At 63.0% G+C, this 25,672-nt stretch carries 28 protein-coding genes and 1 tRNA gene; 17 read left to right on the plus strand and 12 right to left on the minus strand.

All coding sequences use genetic code 11. From position 1 onward, the window contains the following. Positions 1 to 52: 52 nt before the first annotated feature. Both yidD and X756_RS1000000169340 read right to left on the minus strand, forming a co-directional pair. Positions 53 to 421, minus strand: a complete 369-nt coding sequence (gene yidD / locus X756_RS151600) for a membrane protein insertion efficiency factor YidD (RefSeq protein WP_023695455.1) — start codon at positions 419 to 421, stop codon at positions 53 to 55. Positions 422 to 545: 124 nt separating this feature from the next. Next, entirely contained in the window at positions 546 to 704 is a 159-nt protein-coding gene (locus X756_RS1000000169340; RefSeq protein ID WP_023667618.1) for a hypothetical protein, read from the minus strand. Positions 705 to 798: 94 nt separating this feature from the next. On the opposite strand from X756_RS1000000169340, the gene X756_RS151595 reads away from it, so the two are divergent. Beyond that, entirely contained in the window at positions 799 to 1,734 is a 936-nt protein-coding gene (locus X756_RS151595; RefSeq protein WP_023729880.1) for a LysR substrate-binding domain-containing protein, read from the plus strand. Here X756_RS151595 and X756_RS151590 read toward each other — a convergent pair. Both X756_RS151590 and X756_RS151585 read right to left on the minus strand, forming a co-directional pair. Next, on the minus strand, positions 1,731 to 2,126 hold the full coding sequence (locus tag X756_RS151590) for a hypothetical protein (RefSeq protein ID WP_156933737.1): 396 nt from the start codon (positions 2,124 to 2,126) through the stop codon (positions 1,731 to 1,733). The genes X756_RS151595 and X756_RS151590 overlap by 4 nt on opposite strands. Positions 2,127 to 2,186: 60 nt before the next feature. Further along, a complete protein-coding gene (locus X756_RS151585) occupies positions 2,187 to 2,633 on the minus strand; it encodes an iron-sulfur cluster assembly scaffold protein (protein ID WP_023701218.1) in 447 nt (148 codons plus the stop codon). A 241-nt stretch (positions 2,634 to 2,874) separates the two neighbouring features. Here X756_RS151585 and folE point away from each other — a divergent pair, with 241 nt between their 5' ends. The 3 genes from folE to X756_RS151570 all read left to right on the plus strand — a co-directional run bounded on the left by folE (position 2,875) and on the right by X756_RS151570 (position 5,060). Further along, a complete protein-coding gene (gene folE / locus X756_RS151580; RefSeq protein ID WP_023667622.1) occupies positions 2,875 to 3,510 on the plus strand; it encodes a GTP cyclohydrolase I FolE in 636 nt (211 codons plus the stop codon). Between the two features lie 35 nt (positions 3,511 to 3,545). Then, on the plus strand, positions 3,546 to 4,004 hold the full coding sequence (hisI, locus tag X756_RS151575; protein ID WP_023729882.1) for a phosphoribosyl-AMP cyclohydrolase: 459 nt from the start codon (positions 3,546 to 3,548) through the stop codon (positions 4,002 to 4,004). 84 nt (positions 4,005 to 4,088) lie between these two features. Continuing rightward, complete coding sequence (locus tag X756_RS151570) at positions 4,089 to 5,060, plus strand: patatin family protein (RefSeq protein WP_023667624.1); 972 nt, start codon at positions 4,089 to 4,091, stop codon at positions 5,058 to 5,060. A gap of 15 nt (positions 5,061 to 5,075) precedes the next feature. On the opposite strand, the gene recJ is transcribed toward X756_RS151570, so the two are convergent. The 4 genes from recJ to X756_RS151550 all read right to left on the minus strand — a co-directional run bounded on the left by recJ (position 5,076) and on the right by X756_RS151550 (position 10,193). Then, positions 5,076 to 6,860: a single-stranded-DNA-specific exonuclease RecJ gene (gene recJ, locus X756_RS151565; protein ID WP_023729883.1), complete on the minus strand. Its 1,785-nt coding sequence runs from the start codon at positions 6,858 to 6,860 to the stop codon at positions 5,076 to 5,078. Between the two features lie 250 nt (positions 6,861 to 7,110). Beyond that, positions 7,111 to 8,424, minus strand: coding sequence for a homoserine dehydrogenase (locus X756_RS151560; RefSeq protein WP_023729884.1), 1,314 nt, complete (start codon positions 8,422 to 8,424; stop codon positions 7,111 to 7,113). 50 nt (positions 8,425 to 8,474) lie between these two features. Next, the gene (locus X756_RS151555) at positions 8,475 to 9,692 is read right to left on the minus strand and encodes an LL-diaminopimelate aminotransferase (protein WP_023681615.1); all 1,218 of its coding nucleotides are present in this window, start codon (positions 9,690 to 9,692) and stop codon (positions 8,475 to 8,477) included. 90 nt (positions 9,693 to 9,782) lie between these two features. Beyond that, complete coding sequence (locus X756_RS151550; protein ID WP_023667627.1) at positions 9,783 to 10,193, minus strand: hypothetical protein; 411 nt, start codon at positions 10,191 to 10,193, stop codon at positions 9,783 to 9,785. A 97-nt stretch (positions 10,194 to 10,290) separates the two neighbouring features. On the opposite strand from X756_RS151550, the gene phaC reads away from it, so the two are divergent. The 3 genes from phaC to X756_RS151535 all read left to right on the plus strand — a co-directional run bounded on the left by phaC (position 10,291) and on the right by X756_RS151535 (position 14,007). Then, positions 10,291 to 12,126, plus strand: a complete 1,836-nt coding sequence (gene phaC / locus X756_RS151545) for a class I poly(R)-hydroxyalkanoic acid synthase (protein WP_023729885.1) — start codon at positions 10,291 to 10,293, stop codon at positions 12,124 to 12,126. 360 nt (positions 12,127 to 12,486) lie between these two features. Beyond that, positions 12,487 to 13,608, plus strand: coding sequence for a YcbK family protein (locus X756_RS151540; RefSeq protein WP_023691126.1), 1,122 nt, complete (start codon positions 12,487 to 12,489; stop codon positions 13,606 to 13,608). Between the two features lie 324 nt (positions 13,609 to 13,932). Further along, positions 13,933 to 14,007, plus strand: a tRNA-Glu gene (locus X756_RS151535). A gap of 146 nt (positions 14,008 to 14,153) precedes the next feature. Here the strand turns inward: X756_RS151535 and X756_RS151530 are convergent. The 3 genes from X756_RS151530 to X756_RS151520 form a co-directional block, all read right to left on the minus strand. Continuing rightward, positions 14,154 to 14,822 (minus strand): DUF2161 family putative PD-(D/E)XK-type phosphodiesterase, encoded by a 669-nt coding sequence (locus X756_RS151530; RefSeq protein WP_023688243.1) that lies wholly within the window; start codon positions 14,820 to 14,822, stop codon positions 14,154 to 14,156. Between the two features lie 335 nt (positions 14,823 to 15,157). Further along, positions 15,158 to 15,433 carry a DUF6074 family protein gene (locus X756_RS151525; protein WP_023729887.1) on the minus strand — a complete coding sequence of 92 codons (276 nt, stop codon included), beginning with the start codon at positions 15,431 to 15,433 and terminating at the stop codon, positions 15,158 to 15,160. Positions 15,434 to 15,581: 148 nt separating this feature from the next. Then, positions 15,582 to 15,878 (minus strand): DUF982 domain-containing protein, encoded by a 297-nt coding sequence (locus tag X756_RS151520; protein ID WP_023688240.1) that lies wholly within the window; start codon positions 15,876 to 15,878, stop codon positions 15,582 to 15,584. 279 nt (positions 15,879 to 16,157) lie between these two features. Between X756_RS151520 and map the strand changes: the two genes are divergently transcribed. The 5 genes from map (at position 16,158) to X756_RS1000000166660 (ending at position 19,259) form a co-directional block, all read left to right on the plus strand. After that, positions 16,158 to 16,991, plus strand: coding sequence for a type I methionyl aminopeptidase (gene map, locus X756_RS151515; protein ID WP_023681623.1), 834 nt, complete (start codon positions 16,158 to 16,160; stop codon positions 16,989 to 16,991). 113 nt (positions 16,992 to 17,104) lie between these two features. Continuing rightward, complete coding sequence (radC, locus tag X756_RS151510; protein ID WP_023705983.1) at positions 17,105 to 17,872, plus strand: DNA repair protein RadC; 768 nt, start codon at positions 17,105 to 17,107, stop codon at positions 17,870 to 17,872. A 333-nt stretch (positions 17,873 to 18,205) separates the two neighbouring features. Continuing rightward, positions 18,206 to 18,466: a RidA family protein gene (locus X756_RS1000000166650; protein WP_245264509.1), complete on the plus strand. Its 261-nt coding sequence runs from the start codon at positions 18,206 to 18,208 to the stop codon at positions 18,464 to 18,466. 173 nt (positions 18,467 to 18,639) lie between these two features. Further along, a complete protein-coding gene (locus tag X756_RS1000000170385) occupies positions 18,640 to 18,891 on the plus strand; it encodes an isochorismatase family protein (RefSeq protein ID WP_023729888.1) in 252 nt (83 codons plus the stop codon). 11 nt (positions 18,892 to 18,902) lie between these two features. Beyond that, positions 18,903 to 19,259, plus strand: a complete 357-nt coding sequence (locus X756_RS1000000166660) for an isochorismatase family cysteine hydrolase (RefSeq protein WP_023729889.1) — start codon at positions 18,903 to 18,905, stop codon at positions 19,257 to 19,259. Between the two features lie 25 nt (positions 19,260 to 19,284). Here X756_RS1000000166660 and X756_RS151505 read toward each other — a convergent pair whose 3' ends face one another. Beyond that, the gene (locus X756_RS151505) at positions 19,285 to 20,199 is read right to left on the minus strand and encodes a LysR family transcriptional regulator (protein WP_023729890.1); all 915 of its coding nucleotides are present in this window, start codon (positions 20,197 to 20,199) and stop codon (positions 19,285 to 19,287) included. Between the two features lie 159 nt (positions 20,200 to 20,358). On the opposite strand from X756_RS151505, the gene X756_RS151500 reads away from it, so the two are divergent. The 5 genes from X756_RS151500 (at position 20,359) to X756_RS151480 (ending at position 25,664) form a co-directional block, all read left to right on the plus strand. After that, positions 20,359 to 21,000 carry a glutathione S-transferase N-terminal domain-containing protein gene (locus X756_RS151500; RefSeq protein ID WP_031203521.1) on the plus strand — a complete coding sequence of 214 codons (642 nt, stop codon included), beginning with the start codon at positions 20,359 to 20,361 and terminating at the stop codon, positions 20,998 to 21,000. Between the two features lie 132 nt (positions 21,001 to 21,132). After that, on the plus strand, positions 21,133 to 22,059 hold the full coding sequence (locus X756_RS151495; protein ID WP_023729892.1) for a DMT family transporter: 927 nt from the start codon (positions 21,133 to 21,135) through the stop codon (positions 22,057 to 22,059). Positions 22,060 to 22,286: 227 nt separating this feature from the next. Beyond that, on the plus strand, positions 22,287 to 23,171 hold the full coding sequence (locus tag X756_RS151490) for a cytochrome c oxidase subunit II (protein ID WP_023667661.1): 885 nt from the start codon (positions 22,287 to 22,289) through the stop codon (positions 23,169 to 23,171). Positions 23,172 to 23,193: 22 nt separating this feature from the next. Continuing rightward, positions 23,194 to 24,963: a cytochrome c oxidase subunit I gene (gene ctaD / locus X756_RS151485; protein WP_023729893.1), complete on the plus strand. Its 1,770-nt coding sequence runs from the start codon at positions 23,194 to 23,196 to the stop codon at positions 24,961 to 24,963. After that, entirely contained in the window at positions 24,960 to 25,664 is a 705-nt protein-coding gene (locus tag X756_RS151480) for a cytochrome c oxidase subunit 3 (RefSeq protein ID WP_023667663.1), read from the plus strand. Before ctaD ends, X756_RS151480 begins: the two co-directional genes overlap by 4 nt. Positions 25,665 to 25,672 lie beyond the last annotated feature (8 nt).

A 25,672-nucleotide genomic window follows, 5' to 3' on the forward strand; every position in this document is an offset into this window, starting at 1 on the left:
GTAAAGAAATGCCGCCCTGGCGATCTATATCAGGGACCCAGCGCGTCCGCCGTCAGGCCTCGCCGCGCTTCCTGCCGATCTGCCAATAACGCCATGGCGTGAACCAGACGTAGCTCGGAGCGAGCACCTCCGGCACGCGGTCGACACCATGCGTTCCGAACGGCCCGCAGCGCAGCACGCGAAAAAGCCCCATCCAGCCGCCGGCCCACAGGCCATGGCGGGCGATTGCCTCATGCGCGTATTCGGAACAGGTCGGCAGATGCCGGCAGGAATTGCCGACAAAGCCGGACAGCGTCAGCTGGTACAACCGCACCAGCGACGTGCCGAAAATGCGGCCGGGTGTTTTGCGCCAGGGACCGGGCCAGTTGCGCCCGCGCCGGGTCTGTCCGGCGGCATGCACATGCCGATGCTGGTCGCCCACCGCAGTCTCTTTCCGAACGCGACCCCGAAACCGGCTTCCGGGTCAGCTTGCGTTTCCAAACCGATAGATGTGAGCTTCGGCCGGCAAACGCAATCCTCTTCACTCACTCGCCTCTTTGTCGGCTTCAGGGTCGCGAGCGGCGAAAGGGATGCCGCTCCGCTGGAGCCGCCCAGCGGGTGGCCGGCCTTTGCTCGGTGCGCTGCACATGATGCTGCCTGTCGCCACGCCATTGAAACGTCGCGATCCGCATCACATCGCCAAAGATTTCCAGAAACTGGATCATGTCCGTGTCTCCTCTAAGAGCGGATTAGACGCCCGCTGGCCTTCGCCTTCAAACGAGTATAATTTCCGGTTCGGATAACTTCGGGTTATGCGAAATGAAGCGCGGACGGTTGCCCCTGACGGCGTTGCGAAGTTTCGAGGCAGCCGGCCGGCAATTGAGCTTTAGCCGGGCCGCCGAGGAGCTGTTCGTCTCACAGGCCGCCATCAGTCGGCAGATCCGGGAACTCGAGCAGTTCCTGCACCAGCCCTTGTTCCACCGTCATCACCGCCGCGTCGAGTTGACCGAGGCCGGCCAGCGCCTGCTCGATCAGCTGGTCAGGAGTTTCGATGACATCGACAGGCTGCTTTCGGACCTGGTGGCTGTTCCGGCGCAGTCGGTGGTCCGCGTCAGTGTCGAGCCGTCGCTGGCCTCGGTATGGCTGTTGCCGCGGCTCAACCGCTTCAGCCAGTTGCGGCCCGATATCGACGTTTCCCTCGAAGTTGACCCAAGGCCGATCGAGTTCCGCAGCGATCAGCCCGAACTCGCCTTGCGCTTCAGCGCGCGCGCCACCTCATGGCCGCGCAGCGAGGCCGAATGGCTCGCCTCGACCGTCGATTCACCGGTCTTGTCGCCGGCCTTGCTGGCATCGGGCCCTGCCCTCGAAAAGCCGCTCGACCTTGCCCGCTACACGCTGTTGCACGAGGAGAATCGTCAAGGCTGGGCGCGCTGGTTCGAGGCAGCCGGCGTGGCAGCCGACACCATTCCGGCGCGCGGCCCTATGCTGGCGGATGTGTCGCTGTCGAAGCAGGCGGCCCTGCTCGGCCACGGCGTGGCGCTGGGCGACCTCTTGCAGATCGGCGAGGAGATTGCATCCGGCGCGCTGATCAAGCCGTTCGACATTGATGTCGCATCGGGCGCCTACTGGCTGGTCGGCAGGAGTTTGAAGGACCTGGCGGAGCCGGCCAAGGCCTTCGCCGACTGGGTGAGAAGCGAATTTGCCGAAAGCAGACGGGCGCAGCAAACCAAGAGCCGCCTGACCGGCCTCAGCTAATTTGGCTTCTTGCGGAATTTTTCGAGGGCTTGGTCGAGCTCCTTCGCATCGATGCCCAGAGCCCTGTCCGAAGTATCCTGTCCCGGGTCGAATGTCAGCACGACATCACGCCACAGATCATAATGGGCCGTATAGGATGTCAGCCTGGAAAATGGTGCGCAGCGCGAGATGGCCCGGACAGCGGCCTCGGCAACCTTGTCCGGCGTCGGTGGCGCAGGGCTGAGGATTTTTGGCGGACCGGCGAGCGAACCGTCCTTGTTCAGGCTGAACTGGACGCGGACTATGCTGTGGGCGTCTACAGGTATGCTCCAGCAGAGCTGGATGGCCTTCTTGAGATACTCGCCGATATCGCGCTGGACCGCCACGTCCGCCCGGCTCGCGCCGCTGCTCAACGCAACTGCGCCAGCAAGGCTCGCGGCGAACACCAGGCTTTGGCGATCAAATGGCAAGGGTCACGCCGCTTGTTCGGCGCGTTTCTTCTCGATCTGACCGATGGCATCGACGACCGCATCGAAGGTCAGCATGGTCGAGGCATGGCGCGCCTTGTAGTCGCGCACCGGCTCCAGATATCTCAGATCGGCAAAGCGGCCTTGCGGCGGCGCGCCATTTTCCTTGAGCATCTTCAGCATGGTGTCGCGCACCGCCCGCAATTCGTCGGCGCTGGCGCCGATGACATGTTGAGCCATGATCGAGGACGAGGCTTGGCCGAGGGCGCAGGCCTTCACGTCATGAGCGAAATCGGTGACGACGCCATTGTCCATCTTGAGGTCGACGGTTACCGTCGAGCCGCACAATTTGGAATGAGCCTTGGCACTCGCATCCGGATGATCGAGCCGGCCTATGCGGGCGATGTTTCCGGCAAAACCCAGAATTTTCGCATTGTAGACGTCGTCAATCATATTTTTCCAATCCGTCGCCGCCAAGCGAACAGCGATTGCCGCTGTGGCGTCTTTCATTCGCTGCGCACGACCATATATAATGCTGGCAGTCGGGTATCGACAAGGCAACGCAAAGCCATCGTCCTTGCCCATTTCGTTCACGCCGCTTGCGGGCTGGAAACCGGGCGAGTTTTCAGCACCCGAAAGGTCGTGGTCCGTTCAACTCGTTCCTCCTGAGAGAGGAACTACGGGAGACGCCTTTATGGATGCCGTCATCAAGAAAATCATGCCCCCTTCCGACTATCTGGACAAGCCGGTCACCGACAGGCCGAGCGAAGCCGAGGTCGAGGCCGCCGTGCGCACGCTGTTGCGCTGGACCGGCGACAATCCGGACCGCGAGGGCCTGATCGACACGCCCAAGCGCGTCACCAAGGCCTTTCTCGAAATGTTCAACGGCTATGACATGTGCCCGGCCGAAGAACTCGGCCGCACCTTCGAGGAAGTCGCCGGCTATGACGATCTCGTCATCGTCAGGGACATCCAGTTCCACTCGCATTGCGAGCACCACATGGTGCCGATCATCGGCAAGGCGCATGTCGGCTACCTCCCGGACGGCAAGGTCGTCGGCCTGTCCAAGATCGCGCGCGTCGTCGATATCTTCGCCCATCGCCTGCAGACTCAGGAGGCCATGACCGCACAGATCGCCGGCGTCATCCAGGACGTGCTCAATCCGCGCGGTGTCGCCGTCATGATCGAGGCCGAGCATATGTGCATGGCCATGCGCGGCATCCGCAAGCAGGGCTCCACCACGCTGACCTCGACCTTCACCGGCGTGTTCAAGGACACGCCCGAGGAACAGGTCCGTTTCGTCACCATGGTGCGCGGCCTCGGGGCGTAAGCCCCTCGCCGGCATCGCTAGATCAAGGACCGGCGATGTCGGCACTAACATTTCCCACGGCTCCATCAGACAAGAAGGCTCTCGAAGAAGGCGCGGTGTTTTCCCCGCGCTTCGATGCTGCCGGGCTGGTCACCGTCGTCGTCACCGACGCCGCTGACGGTATGCTGCTGATGGTCGCGCATATGAATGCCGAGGCGCTGGCGCTGACGCTCGAAACCGGCATCGCGCACTACTGGTCGCGCTCGCGCAGCACGCTGTGGAAGAAGGGCGAAACATCAGGCAATTTTCAGACGGTCGTCGAGATGCTCACGGATTGTGACCAGGACGCCATATGGTTGCGCGTCAAAGTGTTGGGCCACGACGCAACTTGTCACACCGGCCGGCGTTCATGTTTTTATCGGACGGTGGGGCTAATCGGCGGCAAGGCAACGCTTGCCGGCGATGGCAGCACGCCGCTGTTCGATGCGGAAAAAACGTATCGGAAGCCCGCGTGAACCATTCAACAGTCGCAAACCACTCATATTCACTATTCTCAAACGTCCTTCCTGTAGAACGGACGCGGGACAAGGGAGATCATGATGCTCGAGTGGGCGTCATTGCGTAGCAGACCAGACGTGCGGGAGGCCAATGGCCCCTCATCGTCCGGCGGCGTGCCTGACCCGCAACCCGCGGGCAAGACAGGCATTTCGCTCGCGCTGGGCGGCGGCTGCGCACGCGGCTGGGCGCACATTGGCGTGCTGCGCGCGCTCGACGAAGCCGGCATCGAAGTCTCGATGATCGCCGGCACCTCGATCGGCGCGCTGGTTGGCGGCTGCTATCTCGCCGGCAAGCTGGACGAACTCGAGGAGTTCGCCCGCAGCCTGACCAAGCGGCGCATCTTCGGCCTGCTCGATCTCAATCTGCGCGGCAGCGGCCTGTTCGGCGGCATGAAACTGGACGTCAGGCTGCGCGAGCACATGGCAGGCATCCGCTTCGAGGATCTGACGAAACCCTTCGTGGCCGTTGGCGCCGAAATTCGCACCGGCCATGAGATCTGGCTGTCCAGCGGTTCGCTGATCACCGCGATGCGGGCTTCCTATGCGCTGCCCGGCGTGTTCGAACCGGTGAATTGCAACGGCCGCATTCTGGTCGACGGCGCGCTGGTCAACCCGGTTCCGGTTTCGGTCTGCCGCGCCTACGAGCAGCCGCTGGTCGTCGCGGTCAACCTTCACTACGATCTGTTCGGCCGCGCCGCCGTCATCAAGCACAGCGCCGGCGAACTGCTCATCGAGAAGGACGCGCCCCGGCCAGGCCAGGCCAGCCCCGACCACCAGCCGCACCAGAGCCGTCTCGGCATCACCGGCGTCATGGTCGAAGCCTTCAACATCATCCAGGACCGGATTTCACGCGCGAGGCTGGCGGGCGATCCGCCCGACATGTCGCTGCAACCGAAACTCAGCCATATCGGCTTGACCGAATTCCACCGCGCGGATGAGGCGATCAGCGTCGGTTACCAGGCGACGATGGCGCAGATCAGCGAGTTGAAGCGGCTGCAGACGGTCCTCGCTTAAACCAATTAGGCAATGTCAGGCTTTGGCCGCATCGGTGATGCGGAACTGCACCGTGCGGTTGCCGTTCCAATAATTCCCCGACAGCGAGCCGGCTACATGGATCGTGTTGCCCCTGTTCTTGAACAGGAATTCGCCCAGCGCGGTATCGACGGATCGAAAGGCGATGCCCTGGATGCGGCCGCCGCTTTCCGACTGCAGATCAGCCCGGATGTGGTTGGTGCCGACAGCCCGCGCGTCGGCCAGCCGATGGCGCGGCAGCGCGAACACCGGCGCGACATGGCCGGCGCCGAAAGGCCCGGCCTTTTCCAGCGCATCGAGCAAAGCAATCGTCGCGCCCTCGGCGGCGAGCGCGCCGTCGACGGCCAGACTTTCTTCGTCCTGCAGCCGGAACACTTCGGCCGCCGCGCGCTCCTCGAAGAAAGCACGGAGTTCGCCGAGCTTGGCGCGTTCCACCGTGATGCCGGCGGCCATGCCGTGGCCGCCGCCCTTGACGATCAGCCCGGCATCGGCGGCTGCGCGCACCAGCCGTCCGAGATCGAAGCCCGACACCGAACGGCCAGAGCCGGTGCCGATGCCATTGGCGTTGAAGGCGATGGCGAAGGCCGGCCGCCGCGCATGGTCCTTCAGCCGCGAGGCGATCAAGCCGACAATGCCGGGATGCCAATTGGTGCTGGCGGTGACGATGATGGCCGGCCCGTTGCCGCCGGCAAGTTCGGCGTCAGCCTCGGCGCGCGCCGCTGCCAGCATCTCCAGCTCCATCTGCTGGCGTTCCTGGTTGAGCCGGTCGAGTGTCTCGGCAATGGTCCCGGCCTCAACCGGATCGTCGGTGGCGAGCAGCCGGCTGCCAAGTGCTGCATCGCCGATGCGGCCGCCGGCATTGATGCGCGGCCCAATCAGATAGGCGAGATGAAAGGTGCTTATCGGCTCACCGATGCGGGACACCCGCGCCAGTGCGGCGAGCCCCTCATTCTTCTGCTGCCGCGCCATCTGCAGTCCCTTGACGACGAAAGCGCGGTTCACGCCGATGAGCGGCACCACATCGCAAACCGTGGCCAGCGCCGCCAAGTCGAGCAACGACAACAGGTCCGGTGGCGCTGCGTCGGGCAATCGGCTGCGCAGGACCCTCGCCGTCTGCACCAGAGTGAGGAAGACGACACCGGCGGCGCACAGATGGCCTTGCCCGGAAAGGTCGTCCTCGCGATTGGGATTGACGACCGCGGTCGCCTCCGGCAGCGGGCCGCCGACCTGATGGTGGTCGAGCACCACCACATCGGCGCCTGCGGCCTTGACGGCATCGATGGAGACAGCGCTGTTGGTGCCGCAATCGACGGTGACGATCAGCGTCGCGCCGCGCGAGACCAGTTCGCGCATAGCCTCCGGATTGGGGCCGTAGCCCTCGAAGATGCGGTCGGGAATGTAGATCTCCGAAGGCACCGAGAAATGCGTCAGGAAGCGCTTGAGCAACGCCGAAGAGGCGGCGCCGTCGACATCGTAGTCGCCGAAGATTGCCACCTTCTCCTTGGCCATGACCGCTTCGGCGATGCGGGTCGCAGCCTTGCCCATGTCGGTCAGCGAAGCCGGATCCGGCAACAGATTGCGGATCGTCGGATCGAGGAAGCGCTCGGCCTGGTCCGCGGTGACGCCGCGCCCGGCGAGCACGCGAGCCACAATGTCGGGCACGCCGTGGCCCTGCGCTATGGCCAGCGCAGTCATGTCCTGCCGCTCGCTCAACCGGTGTTCCCAGGAAACACCGGTCGCCGACTGCCTGACATCGAGGAAGAGGCGTTTGTCGCCCGTCATAGGGAGCGTAGTCTACAGATTGTCATTTCCGGCAATATGCGACGGCTAAACAGGAAAGTCTCAAAACTTTTCCACATCCTGGTGACGCGCCTTGATCTCGCGGCTCACGCCTCCGCCAGAGCCCGATGATGATTGGTGGGTTCGACCTGAAATCTCAATCCGGCTCCAAATCAAAGAGATAGAGCATTATGGCGTCTAAACCACTTTTCAGCAGCAGCATCAATCGGTTAAAGGAGAAAAATGACTTGGCCTAGCCCGCACGCTCGATGCGGATAACCTGCGGCTTGTCTGTGAGGTGGCCGTCCTTGGTGATGCCGTCGACAGCCTTGCGCACCGCTGCTTCCGTCGTCTCGTGGGTGACCAGGATCACCGTCTTTTGCGCGTCCGTCTCGCCGCTGACGGCATGCTGGACGATCGATTCTAGCGAAATGTCGTTGTCCGCCATGCGCTTGGCGATCGCGGCGAAGACGCCGATGCGGTCGTGCACGGTCAGCCGGATGAAATAGCCGCCGGCATGGCTGCGCATCTGCGCCTTCTTGTAGGGGCGCAGTTCCTTGGCCGGCAGGCCGAACACCGGACCGTGCTGGAAGCCCGGCCGGCTCTTTGCGATGTCGGCGATATCGCCGACCACGGCGGACGCGGTGGCGTTGCCGCCGGCGCCCGGGCCGGAGAGCAGCAGTTCGCCCAGAATGTCGGTTTCGATGGCCACCGCATTGATGACGCCATGCACCTGTGCGATCACCGACGCGGTCGGCACCATGGTCGGGTGCACACGCTGCTCGATGCCGCTGTCGGTGCGCTGCGCGACGCCGAGCAATTTTATCCGGTAGCCAAGGTCGCCCGCGGCGCGGATATCGGCCTGGCTGATATTGGAAATGCCTTCCATGTAGATGTCGTTGGCGGCGATCCTGGTGCCGAAGGCCAGGCTGGTCAGGATCGACAATTTATGCGCCGTGTCATGGCCCTCGATATCGAAGGTCGGGTCGGCTTCGGCATAGCCCAGCCGTTGCGCGTCCTTCAGGCACTCGTCGAAGGAGATGCCCTCGGCCTCCATGCGGGTCAGGATGTAGTTGCAGGTGCCGTTGAGGATGCCGAAGACGCGGGTGACCGAATTGCCGGCCATCGCCTCGCGCATCGTCTTGATGACCGGAATGCCGCCGGCAACTGCCGCCTCGTAGTTGAGCAGCACGCCCTTCTTCTCGGCGATTTCGGCAAGCGCCACGCCGTGTTTGGCCAGCAGCGCCTTGTTGGCGGTGACGACATGACGTCCGGCTTCAAGTGCTGCCTTGACCGACGCGCGCGCTGCCCCTTCATCGCCGCCGATCAGTTCGACGAAGACGTCGATATCGGCGGACTGCGCCATCTTGATCGGATCGTCGAACCATTTGGCGGCGCTGAGGTCGACGCCACGGTCGCGCTTGGGATCACGCGCGGAAACGGCCGCGACGATGACATCGCGTCCGCACTGGCGCGTCAGTTCCGCTGCCTTGTCGCGCAGCACGCGCGCCACCGAGGCACCGACAGTACCCAGACCGGCAATTCCAACACGCAACGCTTCAGCCATGCCCGGCGACGCCCCTCAAAAAATCTACTCGAATAAGATGTGCGGCGACTTTAGCGATGCGCTGCGAGCGGCACCACATTGTTCGGCTGCTTGGCGCTGGACGCCAGGAAGCGCTTGATGTTGCGCGCCGCCTGCCGGATCCGGTGCTCGTTCTCGACCAGCGCGATGCGAACATGATCGTCGCCATGCTCGCCAAAGCCGATGCCCGGCGCCACCGCTACGTCGGCGTGCTCGATCAGGAGCTTGGAAAACTCAAGCGAGCCGAGATGCTTAAACGGCTCCGGGATCGGCGCCCAGGCGAACATCGAGGCAGCCGGTGCCGGAATGGTCCAGCCGGCGCGGCTGAAGGCGTCGACCATGACGTCGCGGCGCTTCAAATAGACCTCGCGCACTTCGGCGATGTCGGCGCCGTCACCATTCAGCGCATGCGCCGCCGCCACCTGGATCGGCGTGAAGGCGCCGTAGTCGAGATAGGACTTCACCCGCGTCAACGCCGAGATCAGCCGCTCATTGCCGACGGCAAAGCCCATGCGCCAGCCGGGCATGGAGAAGGTCTTCGACATCGAGGTGAACTCGACGCAGACATCGATGGCGCCCGGCACTTGCAGCACCGAAGGCGGCGGATTGCCGTCGAAATAGATCTCCGAATAGGCAAGGTCCGACAGGATGATGATGTCGTTCTTCTTGGCGAAGGCGACCACGTCCTTGTAGAAATCGAGCGAGGCGACCAGCGCCGTCGGGTTCGACGGATAGTTGAGGATCAATGCCAGTGGCTTCGGGATCGAATGACGGACACCGCGCTCGAGCGCCGGGATGAAGCCGTCATCCGGCTCGACCTGCAGCGAACGGATGACGCCGCCCGACATGATGAAGCCGAAAGCATGGATCGGATAGGTCGGGTTGGGGCACAGGATCACGTCGCCCGGCGCGGTGATCGCCTGCGCCATGTTGGCGAAGCCTTCCTTCGAACCGAGCGTCGCCACCACCTGCGTGTCGGGATTGAGCTTCACGCCGAAACGGCGCTGATAATAGGCGGCCTGGGCGCGGCGCAGACCTGGGATGCCGCGCGAGGAGGAATAGCGATGCGTGCGCGGATCGCGCACCACTTCGCACAATTTGTCGACGATCGCCTTCGGAGTCGGCAGGTCGGGATTGCCCATGCCAAGGTCGATAATGTCAGCGCCGCGCGAACGGGCGCTGGCCTTCAGCCGGTTGACCTGCTCGAACACGTAGGGCGGAAGCCGGCGGACCTTGTGAAATTCTTCCATGTCAGTTCCAGACGATTTAAGATTGGCTTCAGCACAGTTGGCTTGGCTAGGCGCCCTTGGCAAAGACCGCTTTCGGCGCGCGATATAGCCTTATTTGCAGGTAGGGTCGAGGGCGGGATCGCATTTGGCTTCGATCTGCTTCAGCGTGTCCTTGCCATGGTTCTTCGCCAGCGAATTCAGCGCCGCCGGGCTGGTGGACGGGGCACCGCCGCCGCCCTTGGCCACTTGCCCCTGCTGTTCGCCCTTCAACTGGGCAAGCTTGGCCTGCGTCTCCTCAGGGGTGAGTTGCTTTGCCGCCACCTGCGGTGGGATGTTGAGATTGGGATAAGAGCCGGTGTCCTGCGCGCCCTGGGTCAGGCCGACATTCATCCCGTTGCCGGTGTTGGCGCTCGTGCAGCCACTTGCCGCCAGCAGCCCTGGCGCCAGACAGGCGATTGCAACCGCGATGCGGCAAAAGCGGCCTGCCCCCGAAAAAATGGTCTCGCCGGTGTTAATCGTCATATTGTTTTCCTGGCAGCCGGGGTACAGCGCATTGGACCCGGTCAGATGTCCCATGATAATATGTCAAGAAAACGCCTCGGGAGGAACCCCGCGAGCCATGTCCAAAACACCTGATTCGAGCAAAGCGGAAGATGATCAATCTTCGACCGTCGAGCAATATCTGGTGAAAGACCCGGAACGCTTCGCGTTGAACATGGCGCGTATGGTCGAACAGGCCGGCAAAGCCGCCTCCGCCTGGGCCGAGCCGCGCGAAAAGAGCGAGGTGCGCGATCATGTCGCCGAACCCGTGGTCGACATGGTAAAAACCTTTTCCAAGCTCAGCGAATATTGGCTGGCCGACCCGCAACGCGCGCTGGAAGCGCAGACGCGACTGTTCGCCGGCTACATGACGGTCTGGGGCAACGCCATCCAGAAGGTTAGCCCGAATGCCGAGGCGCCCGAAGATGCGGTCAAGCCCGAGCGCGGCGACAAGCGTTTTCAAGACCCCGAATGGGGTCGCAACGCTTTCTTCGATTTCCTCAAACAGGCCTATCTCGTCACCTCGCGCTGGGCGGCCGACCTGGTCGAGCACGCCGAAGGCCTCGACGATCACACCCGCCATAAGGCCAGCTTCTACGTCAAGCAGGTGTCCAATGCCATCTCGCCGTCGAACTTCATCCTGACCAATCCGGAGCTGTTTCGAGAAACCGTCGCCTCGAATGGAGAAAACCTGGTGCGCGGCATGAAGATGCTGGCCGAAGACATCGCCGCCGGCAAGGGCGACCTGAAGCTGAGACAAGCTGACTATTCGCCCTTCGAGATCGGCAAGAACGTCGCGACATCTCCCGGCAAGGTGGTCGGCCGCAGCGATGTCGCCGAAATCATCCAGTACGATCCGACGACGGAGACGGTGCTCAAGCGCCCGCTGCTGATCTGCCCGCCCTGGATCAACAAGTTCTACATCCTCGATCTCAACCCGCAAAAGTCCTTCATCCGCTGGGCGATCGAGCAAGGCCATACCGTGTTCGTCATCTCCTGGATCAATCCCGACGAGCGGCACGGCGCCAAGGGCTGGGAAGCTTACATACGGGAGGGCCTGCAATACGGCCTCGACACGATCGAGAAGGCGACCGGCGAGAAAGAGGTCAACGCCATCGGCTATTGCGTCGGCGGCACGCTGCTGGCGGCCGCACTCGCACTGCTGGCACAGGAAGGCGACAACCGCATCAAATCGGCGACCTTCTTCACCACGCAGGTCGACTTCACCCATGCCGGCGACCTGAAAGTCTTCGTCGACGAGGACCAGGTGGCAGCGGTCGAGAAATCGATGAACGAAAAGGGCTACCTCGACGGCACCAAGATGGCGACCGCCTTCAACATGCTGCGCTCGGGCGACCTGATCTGGCCTTATTTCATCAACAATTACATGCGCGGCAAGGATCCCCTTCCCTTCGACCTGCTCTACTGGAACGCCGATTCCACCCGCATGGCGGCCGCCAACCACTCCTTCTACCTGCGCAACTGTTATCTCGAGAACAATCTGACGCGTGGCGTGATGGAACTCGCCGGCCGCACTTTGTCGCTGGCCGACGTCACCATCCCGGTTTACAACCTGGCGTCGAAGGAAGATCACATCGCGCCGGCCCTTTCCGTGTTTCTCGGCTCGCAATATTTCGGCGGCGACGTCGAGTTTGTGATGGCTGGTTCCGGCCACATTGCCGGTGTCGTCAACCCGCCGGCAGCCAAGAAATACCAGTACTGGACCGGCGGCAAACCGACAGGCGATTTTGACCAGTGGCTCGCCTCCGCGGTGGAGCATCCCGGCTCCTGGTGGACGCACTGGCAGCACTGGATCGAAACCCAGGACGACACCCTCGTTCCGGCCCGCAAACCGGGCAAGCATATGAAAACCCTGGGTGATGCCCCCGGCACCTATGTGAAGGTCCGCGTGTAACGGCCGGCACCTTTTGCAGGTGCCTGTGTGTAACGGAATGTAATGTCTGGTGAGTTGACGGGCCGGCAAAACGGGGCGAAATGGTGTCGTCAACCTTCAAGAAGCCTCAATTGGCCTCCAACGAGCAAATAATTCAGAGGCTTGCAGAATTGACACAAGTCTCGTTTCCGGTTTGGGAACACAAGGTTATTGGATGTGAACGTTTCGACGCCGCACCAATAGCAGGCCGACCGGACACCGAGGGGGAATTTAGTTTTGAAATCAGTAGGATCGCGTCTCGCGGGGAGAGAAGGTCGCACTATAGCGGCAGCGCTTTTCTCCGTGCTTCTGGCGTCCTGCACCTCCGCCAGCGACCCCACAATGTCCGTCGGCATGCCTGGCTACAACGCGACCGCTTCTGACATCGCCGCGGCTTCCGGCGCCAGCCCTGCGGCGCCGGGCGATTCGACCGTGCAGGTCACATCCACCGGGCCGCAGATGATGATGACGGCAGCGGGCGATGCGACACTGCCCGAGCAGGTCGCCTATGTGCCGGTGGCCAAGCCCGGCACCGGCTTCCCGGTCAATGTTCCCGCCGGCTCCGAAACCATTGTCGGCCAGACGCCGCAGTCGCTGCAGCAGTCAGCACAGACCGCGGCCGCAACGGACGCCGTGGCGCAGAAGATCGCCGCCGCCGATGCCGGCGTGACCGCGCCGAAACCGACTGCCGCGGCACCCGCGCCCGGCGAGGTCTACGTGACCGCCGCGCCCCAGCAGATCGACACGCCGAAGAAGGGCTTCCTGGCCTCACTGTTCAGCACCACGCCAACCTCGGCGGCACCTGCTCCGCTGGTCAACTCGCGCTCGGGCGAACAGCCTGCGGTTGCTGCCCAGAAGGCCGCCCCGGCAAAGCCGATCATCACGTTGGCCTCAGCCAGTTCGGCCGACAAGCCCTTGCAGCTTGCCTCGCTTGGCAACGAGAGCAACCACATCACCGGCAGCGATGCCTTGCCCGGCGTGCGCCAGACGGCGCTGTTCGAGATCAAGCGCAAATCCGGCCTCGACGACGAAAGCGACGTCGACCTGAACGAGGACGAGGGTTCGGGCGGCGCCTATCAGGTGGCTTCCGCCGCCGGCCTCGCCCGGCTGGCGCCCAACGGCCTGTTGAAGCAAAACGAGAGCGTCGACGTCGCCTGCCTGAAGCCGTCGCTGGTGCGTGTGCTGAAGACCATCGAAGGCCATTACGGCCGCAAGATGATGGTCACATCAGGCTACCGCGACCCGGCCCGCAACCGGCGCGCCAACGGCGCCAAGAATTCGCTGCACATGTATTGCGCCGCCGCCGACATCCAGGTTCCCGGCGTCTCCAAATGGGAACTGGCGAGCTACATCCGAACCATGCCCGGCCGCGGTGGCGTCGGCACCTACTGCCATACCGAATCCGTTCACGTCGACGTCGGCCCCGAGCGCGACTGGAATTGGCGCTGCCGCCGGCGGGGGTAGCATCCCCATTCGGCAAACGGGCCGAGGGGCTGTTAGCAGCCCGCCGTTTTTTCCGATTACCTATCAGCGACGTTCGAGATTAGCCGAGGCACCCGCGACTTCGTCATCCTATGGCGAAGCAAGGAGCGCAGCGACGCAGCGCAGACGCGAGGATGACGACTGCGCGGCGCATTCGTCCAAAGATGTGCAACGACGCGAGGCCAGAAAACCTGCGCTTGCTCACCAAACTGGCCGTTTTCGCCCCTGTTGAAAAAAGTTTCCGCATCTGGCGGCTGATGGGTTGCCGGTTGGCAACAACGCAATTATAAGCCGCTTCGTCTGAGCGCGCCCATCGTCTAGCGGTTAGGACACCGCCCTTTCACGGCGGTAACAGGGGTTCGATTCCCCTTGGGCGTACCAGATCTTTCAGGAAAACAATAAGCCTCGCGGCAGCCGCCGAACTAGCAGCGGCTGGAACGGTGGCGCGGCGAATCGGTTGAAACGGCGAACAGCGGCTGCCGTGCCGAGGTTTCCCTCGGCGCCTGCTCGCCGCAATCTCCGGCCACTCACCCTTGGTCGTGCGCTACCTGCGGCCAGCGCTGTAACGCCGCGTGGCCACCCTCGGTCAGCGCGTAGACGCCGCGCTCGGCCCTGGCGAACCAGCCATAGACATTGTCCAAGAGGATGCTGGCCGCGCGCGGCGAAATCGCTTTCAGATCGCGGGGGCGTTTCGGCCCGTCGGTCATGGCTGCGGCGCAGGCCAGCGCATCCTGCCGGTAGGCGGTCATGATCGGCGCGCGCGAACCGCCGCCAACCACCGGATCGCCGCGCCGGCGCCGGTGTTCCTCCATCAGCCGCGAGCGCCGCTTTGGATCGCGACGCGGCGGCAAAGCGGCCGGGCTGAGCAGCAATTCGACCTCCCCCTTGCCGCTGACAGCCAGAAGCCCGAAGCCGAGCCGCCGGCACAGCGCGCGAAAACGGCGGTCGTGCTCGCGGCCTTTGCCACGCGCCGACATGCGCGCGGCCAGCCACACTTCGTCGCATGCCGCGGCGCGATCGACACCTTGCAGCACCAGTTCGAGGTTGAACTGCAATTTCAGTTCGCAGATGACCAGCACAGGCGGCTCGCCGTCGCGCACCGCCACGATATCGCAGTGCCCGACTTCGCCCTTGACCGTGAATTCCAGGCTCTCGAGAAACCGCTTCACCGGGATGTAGAGAGACGTTTCCTGCATCGCGCAGGCATAGCCGATTCGGATCGGGTCGGCACAGGGATCGCCGAGAGGCCGACGCCTTGCGGTAAGCCGCGTCGATCCCACCATCTGCAAAAGCCATCCGTCAGGCAGGTTCTCCGACGTGATGGTCCCGCCATAGCGCTCGACGATTTCCTTGGCGATGACCGACGTCGCCAGGGCCGAGCGCGACCAGTATTTCATCGCCTGTCTCGCGTTCAACAAGGCGCTCGCCGTGGCTGGGACGGCACGATCGACAGCGCAAGGCCCGAGATCGTCGACGCCAAGACCGGTCCACGGTTAGCCACAGTGAGCGCGTGTCGGTGCTCTGTTCGAAGCTAGAGGCGGGTGCGCGTCCGGCGCTGCCCCGGTGCGGCATCGTCCGCCTTGAAATGCATCTCGTCCTGGACCGCGGCAAAAAACCGGCGGACATCGTTGGCCGCCGAAGCCGCATCGCTGCCGGCTGCGACCGCCTTGTCGAGGAGTTCGCGCGCCGTGGCCTTCCAGAACGACGTGGCCGTGTCGCCGTGCAGTCTGCCCAGCCTTGCGGCGACCTCGCGCACCAGCACGGTCTGCCGGTCTAGCGGGAAGGCACGCACATTGGCTGAGGACATATTCTGCACCATGAGACCGACGCAACGAATCAGACGCTGCTCCATGGCCTCATGCCTAGCTGTGAAGTGGGAAACGGAACCTTAACGCCGCGGAGTCCCGCGCCGATTGGAGCGAGTCGGTTGGCCTGCCTCGAGGCCAAGCAGAACTCTAGACCCTCAGGCCCCTCGCCTCGCCGGCGCGCTTGGCCGTAACCATCATATCCCTGGCCAGCAGGCCACTGACCCGGCAAAACGCCATGAAGGCGCGCCAGGCGTCTTCTGTCCTGACTACATCCACCGTGGCCCCGAAGCAGGCATTGAACGCCGCTTCATAGACCTTGCCCTGTCGCTTCTTTGGCCAGTCATGCAGGATATCCAGCGCCTGTTCGACGCTGTATATTTCCTCTACCGGCAGCCCGGGCGCGGGCGCGATGCGCACCGGCACCTCGAATTGCAATCTGTCCATTCTATATCTCCCGAACTGGCGTCGACCACAGCAACGCCGTTCGTCGTCAAAAGTTGCTTTGGCTGCTTTTGCGCGAAAATGTGTCGTCAGTGCGATCTCGGCATTCGGAGGAGATGGCGCACCTGGATGTCATCTGAGCGGCCGCGCAAGCCAGGAATATCGCCAGTATCAGTCCATTGCCGGCAGTTCTTCCTTGAACCTTGCGGCTTGCAGTGCCAAATCTGGGGAAATTTTCTAACGGGCTGATATGCGCCGCCCGCTTACAGGCAAACGGACACTATGGTCACCTATCTCGACGCCGCCACGGCACCCCTCAGGAACACCGGCCAGATCCGCCTCTACGGCGAAGAAGGATTTGCCGGCATGCGCAAGGCCTGCGATCTCACCGCGCGCTGCCTTGATGAACTGGTGCCGATGGTCCAGCCGGGTGTCACCACCGAGACCATCGACCGTTTCGTCTTCGAATTCGGCATGGACCAAGGCGCGCTACCGGCGACGCTCAACTACCGCGGCTACACCAAATCGTCCTGCACCTCGATCAACCACGTCGTCTGCCACGGCATTCCAGACAACAAGCCGTTGAAGGATGGCGACATCGTCAACATCGACGTCACCTACATCCTCGACGGCTGGCACGGCGATTCCTCGCGCATGTATCCCGTCGGCACCATCAAGCGCGCCGCCGAACGCCTGCTTGAAGTCACTCATGAGTGCCTGATGCGCGGAATCGCGGCGGTCCGGCCCGGCGCCCGCACCGGCGCCATCGGCGCCGCCATCCAGACCTATGCCGAGGCAGAGCGCTGCTCGGTGGTGCGCGATTTCTGCGGCCACGGCGTTGGCCAGCTGTTCCACGACGCACCCAACATCCTGCACTATGGCACCGCCTCGGAAGGCGTCGAGATGCGGCCGGGCATGATCTTCACCATCGAGCCCATGATCAATCTTGGCCGGCCGCATGTGAAAGTGCTGTCGGACGGCTGGACGGCGGTGACGCGCGACCGCTCGCTGTCGGCGCAGTACGAACACACGATCGGCGTCACCGAAACTGGCTGCGAGATTTTCACCCTGTCGCCAAACAAGCTCGACCGCCCCGGCCTGCCGCCGGTCAGCTGAAAACAAGATCGCCTCAAGCCGCGGCTTTGAGGCGCCGTCGCCGAAAAAACTCGACCGCGCGCTGCTTACCGCTCTAATCTGCCGTCGAAGCCTTCGGGGAGTGTGGGGGGTCGATGGGGAACAGCGGTGACGACGAACGGGGGTTCTTCTCCGAGCGGTGGCTTGAACCACCGGCGAAGGACAAGGCACCAAGAGACAAATCGACGGACAAGCCACACTATCACGGCCATCGCGACCGCTTGCGCGAGCGCTTCGTTGCCGGCGGCGCGGACGCCCTGCCCGACTACGAACTTCTCGAACTGCTGCTGTTTCGCCTGATCCCGCGCGTCGACACCAAGCCGATCGCCAAGGCGCTTTTGGCGCGCTTCGGCACTTTTGGCGAAGTGCTTGGCGCACCGGTGGCGCTGCTGCAGGAGGTGAAGGGCATCGGCCCCGCCGTGGCGGTCGACCTGAAGGTGATTGCCGCTGCCGCGCAGCGCATGGCGCGGACCGAGGTTCGCGACCGCGAGGTGCTGTCCAACTGGACGCAGCTTCTTGCGTACTGCCGCTCGGCGATGGCGTTCGAGAACCGCGAACATTTCCGCATCCTGTTCCTCGACAAGAAGAACGTGCTGATCGCCGACGAGGTACAGCAGGTCGGCACCGTGGACCACACGCCGGTCTATCCGCGCGAAGTGATCAAGCGCGCGCTGGAACTGTCGGCCAGCGCCGTCATCCTGGTGCATAACCACCCTTCCGGCGATCCGACACCATCGCGTGCGGACATCGAAATGACCAAGCAGATCATCGACAGCGCCAAGCCGCTCGGCATCGCCGTCCACGACCACATCATCATCGGCAAGAAAGGCAATGCCTCGATGAAGGGCCTGCTGCTGATCTGAGCCCGACGCTCGCCGGCGCCGTCAACCCAAACGCCACCGCTCGCGAGCCAATCAGCAACATTCCGGCTTGGCTCAAACGCCCACGCTTGCGGTGTAGAAGTGATATTGCGACGGAAGCGCCCGCTTCGGCGACAATGTCGTAGACTCGCGAATACGAAGCAGCCAGTTCCCGTCAGCCATTGCAGGAGATCTATTCAATGACGCTCGAATGCATAAATCCAAATGATCTGCCGATTCCGGAAATGTACTCCCAGGTCGTCGTTGCGACAGGAAGCAAGCTGGTGTTCGTCTCGGGCCAGCAGCCAGAAGACATACACGGCAAGCTCGTTGGCCATGGTGATTTCGCAGTCCAGGCGCCTGGCGTTCGGGAATCTTGGCCGTGCGCTTGCTGCCGCCGGCGCTCGGCCCGAGCAAGTCTGCAAGATCACGATCTACATCGTCGATTACAAACGCGACGAACACGTGCCGATCATCGAAGCGGCCCAGATCGAGCTGTTCGGCGATCACAAGCCGGCAAACGTAGTGGTCGGGATAGCGGTGATGTCTCCCGGCTACCTGATAGAGATCGATGCGATCGCGGTCATCGACCCGTAGGCCAAGCGAGGACGCGTCAAGTCGCCCAAACCAAATCCCGGAACTCGCTGCGAGATTGCCACGACCTTGATCTCTCCATCCATCCACGATCACATCGTCATCGGCAGGAATTGCGATGTCTCGATGAAGAGCCTGCTGCTCACCTGATCAACGTCGGAAACAGGAAACACGCAATGCCCCAGCCCGGCGACGAACCATGGCCGTTCGACAAGCCACGCGCAGCCCTCCTGGTCATCGACATGCAAAGCGACTTCGTCGATGAGGGCGCCGTCATGGAAGTGGCCATGGCCCGCCATCGCATTCCGGCGATGCGGCAGGTGGTCGAGCTTTGCCGCGCGCAAGGCGTCCCGGTGATCTACACCCAGCATGTGCTCAGCGACCATTTCGATATCTCGCCGCTGGAACCAGCTATCAGCCGAAGCTGAAAACCAAAGGCATGCGGGAAGGCAGCGCCGGCGCCGAAATCGTCGCCGCGCTTGCGCCCTTGCCTGGGGATGTCGTCATCAAAAAGCACCGCTACGATGCCTTCCACAACACGCAGCTCGAGACCGTGTTGCGCAACATCCGTGGCGCAGGCCGGGTCGACACGGTGATCATCATCGGCACCGTGACCAGCGTCTGCTGCGAATCCACCGCGCGGAGCGCCTTCATGCGCGACTACAAGGTGGCTTTCATCAGCGACGCCAATGGCGGACTGGACGAGGCATCGCACAATGCAACCCTCGACATCATAGGCAAGGTGTTCGGGCGCGTGATGACGGTTGCCGAGCTTGGGAACCTCTTGCGGAGCTGAGCCCGCGCGTCAGCTGGCGTGCGTCTCAAGCTCCGGCGCCGAGTCTGCCCTCAAGAAGGTCGCGCCGCTGCTGCAATTCGCCGGAGACGAATTTGGTGAAGGCGTGGACGCGCGCCGTGCGGCGCAAATCGTCGTGCACCAGCACCCATAGCGCCGAGCCGATCTCCTCGATCAGCCCTCCGACCCTTACAAGCCCGGGCAGGCTGTCGCCGAGATAACAGGGCAGCGCCGCAACCCCGATTCCGGCGCCCGCCGCATGCGACATCGTCACCAGGGAATCGGCGCGCATGGCGATCTCGACATCGGGCAGCGACGACCGCATCCAGCGGGCGACGCCGGTGTTGGCCAGGCTGTCGTCGGGCGCGATCCAGCGCAGCGCACCCAGTCTCGGCTCCGGGGGTAGCTTTTCGGCGTAGGAACGTGTCGCGTAGGCGGCGAAGGCGACGCCCGAAATGCGCCGGCCCACCAGGATTTCCTGCGGTTGCGACACCGGCCTGATCGCCACGTCTGCATCCCTTTGCGTCAGGTTGGCGATGGAATTCTGCGTCATCGCCTCGACCCGTATGCCGGGATGGAGCTTATGAAACGCCGCCAGGATCGGCGGCAGCACCGACGCCATCAGCGTGTCGGTGGTGGTGACCCGCAACCTGCCTTCGAACCTGAGATCCTGCCCCGACAGTTTGCGCGCCAGTTCATTGACCGTCTCGGCCATTGTGCGTGCCGCGCCCAGCAGTTCCTCGCCGCCCGGGGTGAGGGCATAACCAGTCGGCAACCGATCGAAAAGGCGGATACCCAGCCGCGCCTCGAAGGCGTTGACGCGCCGCAGCACAGTCGTGTGGTTCACGCCCAGGATCCGAGCCGCCGCCGCCAGCGAAGCGCCATCGGCGACGGCCAGCACCATGCGCAGATCTTCCCAGTCGATATCGCGTGAGCTGTGCATTCTTGCAGAAAGATAAGAGAAAACGTTGCGCTCTGCGAGTCAAAATCACGCTTCACTGTGCAAAAACGCAGAGCAAGCGGGCGAATCGGCATGTCGATCTGCGCATGCGCGCACGCCATATGGAGTCCGACGACGAAAGAACGGTCGCGGAGAAGAGCCATGACGCCGATAGAACTCTACACCTGCCAGACACCCAACGGGCACAAGGCCTCGATCATGCTGGAAGAGGTCGGCCTGCCCTACTCGGTCCGCTTGGTCGACATCGAAAAGGGCGACCAGACCAAGCCTGATTTCCTGGCGCTCAATCCCAACAACAAGATCCCGGTGATCGTCGACCGGGACGCCCGCCGCACGGTCTTCGAATCCGGCGCCATCCTGCACTACCTGGCGCGACGGTCGGGCAAGCTTCAGCCGGTGGGCGCGCAGGAAGCGGACGATACGCTGACCTGGACCTTGTTCCAGGCGGCCCATGTCGGCCCGACGCTTGGCCAATTGTGGAATTACAAAGTCTTCGCGCCGGAAAAAATCCCTTACGTGATCGAGCGTTTTGAGCGCGAAACCGGACGTGTCTTCCGCGTTCTCGATAGCCGGCTAAAGCACCATGAGCACATTGTCGGCAAAAGCTACGGCATCGCCGATGTGATGACATGGCCATGGATCAACGCGGCCGTCACCAGGCTCGGCCTCAGCCTCGATGACGCGCCAGACCTGGCGCGTTGGTATGCCGCCATAGGCCGACGCTCCGCAGTTGTCAGAGGCATTGCCGTTCCCGCCCTGCCCGAAGCATCGGCTGCCGCTTAGATCATGATGAGATTTGGTTGAAATCTCATCATGACCTAACCCTTTGTTGGAGCATGATCTTTTCCAAAACCCGGCACCCACTTTTTGGGATCATGCCCTAGCCGCCGCACCCCGCATTCAAGGAAAACGATCGTGGAAATCCTCTTCATCCCTCTGGCGCTTGTCGCCGGTGGCCTGCTCGCAGTGCAGGCTGGCGCCAACGCCCAACTTTCAAAGGCGGTCGGCTCTCCCTTTGCCGCGACCACGCTTCAGCTCGCGGTCGGCGCCATCGTGCTGTTGTCGATCACGGCCCTCACCGGAACGACACCGGCTCTGCTTGCCGTTCGGCAAGCCGAATGGTGGCATGCGATCGGCGGCATTGCTTCGGCCTTCTACGTTGTTTCGACCATTCTTCTGTTCCCTCGCCTTGGCGCCGTCGTGTCCGTCGGGCTCTTCATCGCTGGGCAGATGCTTGCATCCTTCGCCCTCGACACGTTCGGCTGGCTCGGGATCCCCGACGCCGGACTGCGAGCCGGGCCTGCCTTCGGCATGCTCGTCTTGCTTGCCGGGGCTGCCCTCATCGTTCTGGGACAGAAGGGCGCGGCCGACAATACCGCATCCTCAAGACCAGGGTGGATCGGACTGGCGCTGCTGGCAGGCGCCGTGCTTCCGGTGCAAGGCGCTGTAAACGCCTTGCTTCGGCACGACCTTGGCGGCGCGCCGTTTGCGGTCGGCACCATCTCGTTCCTGGTGGCGATGCTGGCCATGGCCGCGGTGCTTCTGATCGCGCTTGCCCTGACGAAGACGCCCCGCCCTCGCCTCGCCGGCCTGTCGTCGATGCCCTGGTGGGGCTGGCTCGGAGGTTTTGCCGGCGCCACCTATGTCACGACCGTGTTCACCGCCATCCCCGTCATCGGAGCGGCAGCTGCCGTCAGCCTGACGGTGGCCGGCCAGCAGGTCGCCGGCATCTTCGTCGACACCTTCGGCTGGTTCCGCCTGCCGCAGCGGCTTGTCTCCGGCATGCGGCTCGCCGGCGTCGTGCTGCTTTTGGCCGGCTGCATCATCATCAAGGCGCTTTGATCCCGCTGGAACAAGGCAAGCCGAATCAAACCAGTCCCTGCCCTCCCTGATTTGGGGGTCAGGTGTCGCTCCGGCGTCACCAACGAAGCAAGGTCCGGGCGCCGCAGAAGCAATTTTTCGCTCCTTCCACAACCGGCTCTAGAATTTCGATCGCAAATCACGCATGATGCACTTGGTATTTTCCCGGGACGGCTTCGCGCCCCCTGAAATACCGGGAGGAACGGGACATGCCCATAGTGGTTGTACTCGTTTTGATCGTCGTGGGCTCGGTGTTGTTCCACTTCCTGAGCCCATGGTGGTGGACTCCGATTGCCTCGAATTGGGACTATATCGACAACACCATCATCATCACCTTTTGGATTACCGGCGTCGTCTTCGCCGCAGTCGTCCTATTCATGGCCTATTGCGTTTTCCGCTTCCGTCACCGCGAAGGCAACCAGGCGGCCTACGAACCGGAGAACAAGCGGCTCGAATGGTGGCTGACGATCGTCACCGGAGTGGGTGTTACCGCCATGCTGGTTCCCGGCCTGTTTGTCTGGAGCCGGTTCGTCAACGTTCCAAGCGACGCAACCGTGGTCGAAGTCGTCGGCCAGCAATGGCAGTGGAGCTTCCGCTTGCCCGGCAAGGACGGCAAACTCGGCACATCCGACACCCGCGACGTCACCGCTGAAAATCCGCTGGGCGTGATCGCCAAGGATCCCAGCGGCCAGGACGACGTCGTGGTCGAAGCGGCCGACCTGCATCTGCCGGTCGGCAAGCCGGTCAAGATGCTGCTGCGCTCGATCGATGTGTTGCACGATTTCTACGTTCCGGAATTCCGCGCCAAGATGGACATGATACCGGGCTCGGTCACCTATTTCTGGTTCACCCCCACCAAGACCGGGACCTTCCAGGTTCTGTGCGCCGAACTGTGCGGCCAGGGGCACCCGATGATGCATGGCATCGTCATGGTCGATACCGAGCAGGACTATGTGGCCTGGCTCGACCAGCAGCAGACGTTCGCGCAGTTGTCGGCGCCGCAGCAGACGGGCTCGGTGGAACAGGCGCCGGGCAACGCGACGGCGTCAGCTCTAGAAGTTGCGGCAAAACTCGAAACTGTCGGGTCCCGCTGAAGGGCACGGAGGTGCTCCGCCTATGGTCGATATCACGCCTGCAGATGCCGTCCCGCCCGCCGAAGTCGCGGAAATGGAGCTTTACCATCCGCACAGCTGGTGGACGAAGTATGTCTTCTCGCAGGACGCCAAGGTCATCGCCATCCAGTATTCGGCGACCGCAACGGCCATCGGCCTGGTCGCGCTGGTGCTGTCCTGGCTGATGCGGCTGCAGCTCGGCTTCCCCGGCACGTTCGATTTCATCACCCCCGAGGCCTACTACCAGTTCATCACCATGCACGGCATGATCATGGTGATCTACCTGCTCACGGCACTCTTCCTCGGCGGCTTCGGCAACTACCTGATCCCGCTGATGGTCGGCGCCCGCGACATGGTCTTTCCCTATGTCAACATGCTGAGCTACTGGATCTACCTCCTTGCCGTGCTGGTGCTGGTGTCGAGCTTCTTTGCGCCCGGCGGACCGACCGGCGCCGGCTGGACGCTCTATCCGCCGCAAGCCATCATGACCGGCACACCTGGCGGCCAGGAATGGGGCATCATCCTGATGCTCGTCTCGCTGATCCTGTTCATCATCGGCTTCACCATGGGCGGTCTGAACTATGTCGTGACGGTGCTGCAGGCCCGCACGCGCGGCATGACGATGATGCGCCTGCCGCTGACCGTCTGGGGCATCTTCACCGCCACCGTCATGGCGCTGCTCGCCTTTCCGGCGCTGTTCGTCGCCTGCGTGATGATGCTGCTTGACCGCGCGCTTGGAACCTCCTTTTTCATGCCCGCGGTCGTCGAGATGGGGGAACAGCTACAGCACAATGGCGGCAGCCCGATCCTGTTCCAGCATCTGTTCTGGTTCTTCGGCCACCCGGAAGTCTACATCGTGGCGCTGCCGGCCTTCGGCATCGTCTCCGATCTGATCAGCACGCATGCGCGCAAGAACATTTTTGGCTACCGGATGATGGTCTGGGCCATCGTTGGCATCGGCGCGCTGAGCTTCGTGGTCTGGGCGCACCACATGTATGTCAGCGGCATGCACCCCTATTTCGGCTTCTTCTTCGCCACCACGACATTGATCATTGCCATCCCGACAGCGATCAAGGTCTACAATTGGGTGCTGACGCTGTGGCGGGGCGACATCCACCTCACCATACCGATGCTGTTTGCCATGGCTTTCATCGTCACCTTCGTCAATGGCGGGTTGACCGGGCTGTTTCTCGGCAACGTCGTCGTCGACGTCCCGCTGTCGGACACGATGTTCGTCGTCGCTCACTTCCATATGGTCATGGGTGTTGCTCCGATCGTCGTCATCTTCGGCGCGATCTACCACTGGTACCCGAAGGTCACCGGCCGGATGCTGAACGAGACGCTCGGCCGGTTCCATTTCTGGGTCACTTTCCTCGGCGCCTACCTGATCTTCTTTCCCATGCATTACATCGGCCTGATGGGCGTGCCGCGGCGCTATGCCGAACTGACCGACGTGACGGTCATGACGGAGTCGGCGCATCACCTCAACTCGTTCATCAGCATCATGGCGTTCATCGTCGGCTTCGCCCAGATCGTGTTCCTGTTCAATCTTATCTGGAGCATCCGCCATGGGCGCGAGGCCGGTGGCAATCCATGGGGAGCCACGACACTCGAATGGCAAACACCGCAGACGCCACCGGCGCATGGCAATTTCGGCAAGGATCTGCCGATCGTCTATCGATGGGCCTATGACTACAGCGTGCCGGGCGCGAAGGAGGACTTCATTCCGCAAAACATGCCGGGCACGTTCGGCCCCTCCAGGGAGCCGGCATGAGCGTCATCCTGGTCTTCCTGCTCGTGATCGCCGGTTTTGCCGGCTGGTGGCTCTCGCATCAGCGGCTGATGGCGAAACCATGGCTCGAGCAAGGTGTGGCAGGAGATTTTGTCGCCTTCGACCGATCGAGCCTGCCCACCGCCAAGATCGGCCTCGGTGTCTTCCTCGCCGTCGTCGGCTGCCTGTTTGCGCTGTTCACCAGCGCCTACTTCATGCGTATGGCGCTGTCGGACTGGCAGCCGCTGCCCATCCCACGCCTGCTCTGGCTCAACACCGGCATGCTGGTGCTGAGCAGCGTTGCGCTGCAATGCGCCTCGATCGCGGCGCGCAAGCGCCGGATGGACACGGTCAGGCTCGGCCTTGCCGCGGCTGGGCTCACCGCGATCGCCTTCCTCATCGGGCAGCTCATGGCATGGCGGGACCTGACCGCCGATGGCTATTTTCTGGCCTCCAATCCGGCCAACAGTTTTTTCTACCTGATAACCGGGATGCACGGCCTGCATATAGTGGGAGGGCTGGTGGGCCTGGGCAGGACAACCGCCGGCGCCTGGAACGGGGCACGGCCGGAACGGCTTCGCCTCAGCGTCGAATTATGCGCCATGTACTGGCATTTCCTGCTTTTCGTCTGGCTCGCCATCTTCGCTCTTTTAGCCGGCTGGGCCGCGACGTTCATCGATATTTGCCGGCAGTTGCTGACCTAGGAGGTCGA

Source organism: Mesorhizobium sp. LNJC405B00 (assembly GCF_000502615.1).
Taxonomy (GTDB): domain Bacteria; phylum Pseudomonadota; class Alphaproteobacteria; order Rhizobiales; family Rhizobiaceae; genus Mesorhizobium.